Origin of the sequence: Sphingomonas echinoides ATCC 14820, from assembly GCF_000241465.1 — a bacterium.
Lineage (GTDB): Bacteria > Pseudomonadota > Alphaproteobacteria > Sphingomonadales > Sphingomonadaceae > Sphingomonas > Sphingomonas echinoides.
Genome location: NZ_JH584235.1, coordinates 2,989,203 through 2,995,202 on the forward strand (window position 1 = coordinate 2,989,203; position 6,000 = coordinate 2,995,202).

Genomic DNA, 6,000 nt, shown 5'->3' on the forward strand with positions numbered 1-6,000 from the left:
ACATGGCCGATCCCCCAGGGGGTGCCCAGGGAATCGGCCGATCGGCTCACATCAGCGTATCGATAACCCCGCCATCGACGCGCAAAGCCGCGCCCGTCGTCGCCGACGCCAGCGGCGACGCGAGATACACGACCATATTCGCGACTTCTTCGACCGATGCGGCGCGCTGGATGATCGAGGTAGAGCGGTGTTGCTGGACAAAAGCGGCGGCGACATCCTCGATCGGCTTGCCCGACTTGGCACGTTCCGCCTCCAGCATCGCCTCGACCCCTTCGGACAGGGTCGGACCGGGAAGAACCGAGTTCACGGTCACCCCGGTCCCCGCCATCCGCTTTGCGAGGCCGCGAGCAAGCGCAACGTCTGCGGTCTTGCTGACACCATAATGGATCATCTCGACCGGGATGTTGAACGCCGATTCCGACGCCAGAAAGAGGAACCGGCCCCATCCGTCTGCCGCCATTCCCGGCAAATAGGCCCGGGCAAGCCGCACGCCCGCCATCACATTGACCTGCCAATGCCGGTCCCAGGTCGCGTCATCGGTGTCGAAGAAATCGGACGGCTGAAAGATGCCGAGATTGCTGACGACGATGTCCGCCTTCGGCAAGGCAGCGACGAGACGATCGTGGCCCTCGATCGTCCCGAGATCGGCCGCTATGCCGCGCGCGTTGCCGCCGATCCGCGCGACAGCGGCATCGACCTTGGTTTGGCTGCGGCCGTTGATGACCACTTCAGCACCAGAGCGTGCCAGCCCCTGCGCGATGCCGAAGCCGATGCCCTCGGTCGAGCCGGTGACGAGAGCGGTCTTGCCGTGCAGATCGATGTTCATGGGTTTTTCCTTTGATGGGATAAAACAGGGAGGCCGCAGTGCCGTCAGGCGGGTGTCAGGATCGCAAGCGAGACGGCGCGGCGGCGGTGGATCTTGATGCTGCCATTCGTGCTCAGCCGGACGCGCGTTGCGCAATCCAGTTGCCGATATCGTTCGTCACACGGTCCCGGTCGAGATCGTTGAGCAGATCGTGATAGTGTCCCTCATACAGCTTGAGCGTCTTGTCGCTTGCGCTGGCCGCATCGAAGAATTCCCGACTGCCTTCGACGTCTGCTGCCTTGTCCGCGTCCCCGTGCAGGATGAGGACGGGAAGGGCGACGCGGTCGAAGGTTGCGCGCAACCGATCCGCCGCGCGTGCCAGTGCCGCGACAGTCTGCACCGGCTGCACCTCGTCGCGCACCAGCGGATCGTGCTCAAGCTGTTCGATCCATGCAGGATCGCGCGAAAAGTCCGCGATTTTTAAACGCAGGACGTGCGCGTGCGGTACGACGTGGCTGGCGCCCCGCAGCAGCGTCAACGCGAAATCCGGCGCGAACACGCGGTACGCAAAGCTCTCGCAGATCAATCCCGCGATGCGATCCTGATGGCCGAGCACGTAGCTCAGCGCGATCACCCCGCCGGCGCTGTGTCCGAGGAGGTACACCGGCAGATCGGGTGCCTGTGCGCGGGCAAAGTCGATCGCGTGCGAGAGGTCGGACACATAGTCGTCGAACGAGTCGACATAAAAGCGCTCGCCCTCGGAATGGCCGCGGCCGCGCAGGTCAGGCGCGGTGACGGCGAACCCGCGCTGCGCGAACACCTCGGCGGCGCGCGCATAGTGCCCGCTATGCGCGTTGAAGCCGTGGCAGATCACGAACGACGCAGCGGCGGTGCCGATCGCGGGCCAGTGCCGGACGAATAAGCGTCCGGCAGCCCCGTCGACCCAATGGTCCTGCATCGCGCTCGAAGAGAATTGTGGCATTTTCTGTCTCCTGAACAGCGGTGGATCAGCGCGGTGCCGGTTCGGCCACGAAGACGGTGTCGCTCGGACCAGTGCCGGTGATGCGGACGACCGCCGACTCGTCGCGGGTGGCGGCGAAGTGCGGCACTTTGCCGGGCTCGGTATAGAAACCGCCGCTCCCAAGCGCGCGGATCGGCGCGTTCGATGCATCGGTACCGTAGCCGAAATACCATGTTCCCGAGACGACGGTCGCGACGCGATCATCGCGGTGCGTGTGCGGCGCGATTGTGGTGTGCGCCGGCACGCGGATCTCCAGCGTGTAAGGGCCTGGCTTGGCGGGATCGCCGGAGAGCAGCACGGTGCGGATACCGGCCATGCCGGACGTGCCGGCACCGGCTCCCGCAGTCGGCAGGCGATCGGTCTGCTCGCCCGAGAGCGCAGTGGGCGCAAACCGCACGCGCGTCGTGACGACGGGCGTGTCGAGATAGCTGCGGATCGCCCGAACGGTTGCGTCGGGCTGTTCCTCCATCAGCCAGTGCCCGGCATCGGCAATCACGCGCTCCTGCACATCGACGGCACCTGCGCGACTGACCACCGCCATGGTCGACCCGAACGACTTTTCGCCGCCGATCGCGAGCACAGGCAGGGTCAGCTTGCCGTGCGCCGCGATCCAGGCGCGGTTGTCGATCGCGTCCTGGTCGAATGCGGCAAATTGCGCGAAACCCGCATGCATCCGCCCTGGCCCCGCATACAGCGCGGCATAATGCGCACGCGCGGCTTCGGAAAAGCGTGCCGGCTTGGCGGAAAAGTCGTTCCAGAAGCGGTCGAGATAAATCCGCTCGCGGCCTGCGACGAGGCGCTCCATGTCCGGGCCACCGAAGCGGAAATGCCACAGCAATGGGTTCTTGAGGATTTCCTCCCACGGGCCAATGCCGGGCACCGGCGCATCCATGAGCACGAGCTTTGTCACGCGGTCGGGATGCCGCGCGGCAAGCGCATAACCGACCATGTTGCCGATATCGTGCGCCACGACATCGGCGCGCGCGGCGCCCAGCACGTCCATCACGCCGACGATGTCATTTGCCTCGTTCGCCTTTTCGAACCCGGTGTCGGCCCGCGCGGACAGGCCCATGCCGCGCAGGTCGGGCACGATCACCGTGTGGTCGCGGGCGAGATCGGTGGCGAGCGGCACCCACATGTCGCCGGTGTCGCCATAGCCGTGCAGCAGCACGACCGCCGGTCCCAAACCACCAATGCGGACATGCAGGGTGGTGCCGTTGGTCGCGATGTCCTGCTCGCGGAAGGTTGTGGGGAAATGCGGGCCGCTCTGCGCGAGCGCGGTGCTGCTCGCGAGGCTGATCAGGGATGCCGCGGCAAAGGCGAGGCGGCGAGGGGTGCAGTGCGTCGTCATCGTCTGTCTCCTCAAGGGGGCTCGATGCGCCCAAGCAAAGAGTAGACAGAATAGCGCGCTTTGATTAGCTGGATCGGAAGGCAAGAACCTTTGATGCCGAGGCAAAGATGGGCAGCTTTGATCGCGCGCGTGACTTGTCGGTATTTGCGGCCGTTGCCGCGACCGGCAGCTTCTCCGCCGCAGGGCGGCAACTCGCGCTGACGCCGTCCGGCGTCAGCCGCACGATCGACCGGATCGAGGCCCGGCTTGGGACACGGCTGCTGTTGCGCACGACGCGCGCGCTCACGTTGACGGCGGAGGGCAGGACCTATCTTGGCGGTGCGCGCCGCATCCTCGCCGATCTCGACGAGGTCGAGCAGGGGATCGCCAACCAAGGTGCGCCGCGGGGCCGGATCCGGGTGAGCGCCGCCGTGTCGCATGGGCGGGTGTGTATCGTGCCGTTGCTCAAGGCCTTTACGCGGGCGCATCCCTTGATCGTCGTCGATATCAACCTGAGTGACGAGAAGGTCGATGTCGCGCAGGGGCAGGCCGATGTCGCGGTGCGTTCGGGGCCACTGCCCGACAGCGTGCTGATGGCGCGCCGCCTGGGCGATAACGGTCGCACCATCGTTGCCTCGCCCGAATATCTCGCCGAACGCGGAACGCCGCGCGCGCCGCAGGACCTCGCGCAGCACAATTGCCTAAATTTCAATTTCCGCCGCGCCGAACCGACCTGGCCGTTCCGCGTGGACGGTGAAACAAAGGCACTGACGGTGGACGGCTCGATTGAGGCCAATAGCGGCGAGACGCTGCTGCAACTGGCGCTGGATGGCGTCGGCATCGCGCGTGTCGGTAATTTCGGGATTGGCCGCGCGCTTGCGGACGGGCGGCTGGTGCCGTTGCTGGAACCGTTTAATCCCGGCGACCGGGAGGTATTCCACGCCGTTTTCGTGGGCGGCGCGAACATCCCAGCACGCATCCGGCTGTTCGTCGATTATCTGGCGGAGCATTATGGCGAGGTCACGGACCAGCAAATCTGAGATTGCAGGGCGAGACCCTGTTTGTTGCCCTCCTCCAAGGGATCGTACCCGCCCTGGCAAGTTTGCGCAGATCGGCCGCTGCAGAAAGATCGCGGACTTGATCCATGGTCAGGTTTTCCATGACCAAGGCACAGCATTTTCAGGCCGGCTCGGAACCCGGATCGCCACTGAGACAGATCAACGTCAGCGAATAGATACCGATCATTGTCAGAAATTTAAGCGCCCTTGGCGGGCGTCAGCGCAGGCTGGAAAATGATGGATTGGCGGAGACGGAGTCCGCCAAACTACCATCCCGCTACGTTCGACAATGAAAGCTAACTACTAGAGAAGCCGTGATTTCTGCTGACTTCATTAAGCACGAATGTCCCACACCGTCCGTTGCTGTTCCCCTAAAACCAGCATATTATCGGGGAACGGATTTGGGAACAAGGATCGTGGGTCATGCCGAAAAAGCTCAGCAATGCGCTTACATCGCTAGCGGTGAAAAGCGCGAAGCCTGGACGGCATGCGGACGGTGGCGGGCTGCATTTGCTCGTAAAGGAAACCGGCGCGCGATCGTGGGTCTATCGATTCATGCTGAAAGGTAAGGCGCGCGACGTTGGGTTAGGCGCTGCATCCGGTCCAGAGGCGATATCACTTGCGACGGCGCGCGATAAGGCCAGCGCTCTGCGGTTGAGGGTCAAATCCGGCGTCGATCCTCTTGCGGAACGCGATCAGAACGCCGCTGAGGCGCTTGCTGCGGCTCAGACGGCAAAGATAGCCGGAATTACGTTTAGGGCCGTTGCTGACGCTCACATCGCTGCCAATGAAGGAAGCTGGCGCAATGCAAAGCATCGGCAGCAATGGAGCAATACACTCGCCACTTACGCCTATCCGGTGGTTGGCGAATTACCCGTCGCGGAAATTGACACGCCGCACATCCTCCAAATCCTAGAGCCGATCTGGAAAGCCAAGCCCGAAACCGCCAGTCGTATTCGCGGTCGCATCGAAACCATTTTGGACGCGGCAAAAGCGCGCGGATACCGCAACGGCGAAAATCCCGCGCGGTGGCGCGGCCACATCGCACAAATTCTCCCGGCGCGCTCGCGACTGACGCGCGGCCATCATAAGGCGATGCCCTATGACACAGTCCCGGCATTCGTGAGCGCGCTTCGGGCGCGCAGCGCAATGGCGGCGTCGGCGCTGGAATTTGCCATTATAACCGCTGCACGAACGGGCGAGGTGCTTCACGCGAAATGGAGCGAAGTCGATTTTGACAAGGCAGTTTGGACGATCCCGGCTGCGCGCATGAAAGCGGGTAAAGAGCACCGCGTTCCTCTGTCACCGCGCGCTATCGAAATTCTCGAAACGACAAAGCCGCTCGGCAAAGAATGGCTTTTCCCAGCGGACGGTGGCGGTGCGCTTTCGACAATGGCGATGACGATGCTGCTCCGTCGAATGGAGCGCGACGCCACCGTACACGGCTTCCGATCGGCGTTCCGGGATTGGGCGGCAGAATGCACGGGCTATGCACATGAGGTTTGCGAAATGGCCTTAGCGCACGTCATCGCCAACAAGGCTGAGGCCGCGTATCGGCGGGGTGATATGTTCGATAAACGGCGGCGGCTTATGGCCGATTGGGCGACATATTGCTCCATTCCGTGAATTTGCAGGTTTGGCGGTCGCCCAAATACTGAAGCTATGACAGGCAACCAACTTCCAAAATTAGAACAAAGAGTGTCCGAAAACGGTGTTCACCCCCGGTTGATCGGGGCAGCCATCCCAGCTAAGGGGGAGGAATGCGCTACACGCAAAGCCAGGTTGT

The 6,000-nt window shown here is 63.4% G+C and carries 5 protein-coding genes; 2 read left to right on the forward strand and 3 right to left on the reverse strand.

Annotated features, from left to right (window positions below):
- Positions 1–46: 46 nt before the first annotated feature.
- The 3 genes from ON00_RS13975 to ON00_RS13985 form a co-directional block, all read right to left on the reverse strand.
- Positions 47–826: an SDR family NAD(P)-dependent oxidoreductase gene (locus ON00_RS13975; RefSeq protein ID WP_010406727.1), complete on the reverse strand. Its 780-nt coding sequence runs from the start codon at positions 824–826 to the stop codon at positions 47–49.
- A 112-nt stretch (positions 827–938) separates the two neighbouring features.
- On the reverse strand, positions 939–1,931 hold the full coding sequence (locus ON00_RS13980) for an alpha/beta hydrolase (RefSeq protein WP_245535636.1): 993 nt from the start codon (positions 1,929–1,931) through the stop codon (positions 939–941).
- Positions 1,813–3,177 (reverse strand): alpha/beta fold hydrolase, encoded by a 1,365-nt coding sequence (locus ON00_RS13985; protein ID WP_010406730.1) that lies wholly within the window; start codon positions 3,175–3,177, stop codon positions 1,813–1,815. The genes ON00_RS13980 and ON00_RS13985 overlap by 119 nt, the downstream gene beginning before the upstream one ends.
- 107 nt (positions 3,178–3,284) lie before the next feature.
- Between ON00_RS13985 and ON00_RS13990 the strand changes: the two genes are divergently transcribed.
- Positions 3,285–4,196 carry a LysR family transcriptional regulator gene (locus tag ON00_RS13990; protein WP_010406733.1) on the forward strand — a complete coding sequence of 304 codons (912 nt, stop codon included), beginning with the start codon at positions 3,285–3,287 and terminating at the stop codon, positions 4,194–4,196.
- A 441-nt stretch (positions 4,197–4,637) separates the two neighbouring features.
- Positions 4,638–5,840 (forward strand): tyrosine-type recombinase/integrase, encoded by a 1,203-nt coding sequence (locus tag ON00_RS13995; protein WP_010406735.1) that lies wholly within the window; start codon positions 4,638–4,640, stop codon positions 5,838–5,840.
- The last annotated feature ends 160 nt before the right edge of the window (positions 5,841–6,000 follow it).

Bases quoted from the DNA above. Each gene is read 5' to 3' on its own strand.
- ON00_RS13975 (WP_010406727.1), bottom strand. From the start codon at position 826: ATGAACATCGATCTGCACGGCAAGACCGCTCTCGTCACCGGCTCGACC.
- ON00_RS13985 (WP_010406730.1), bottom strand. From the start codon at position 3,177: ATGACGACGCACTGCACCCCTCGCCGCCTCGCCTTTGCCGCGGCATCC.
- ON00_RS13990 (WP_010406733.1), top strand. From the start codon at position 3,285: ATGGGCAGCTTTGATCGCGCGCGTGACTTGTCGGTATTTGCGGCCGTT.
- ON00_RS13995 (WP_010406735.1), top strand. From the start codon at position 4,638: ATGCCGAAAAAGCTCAGCAATGCGCTTACATCGCTAGCGGTGAAAAGC.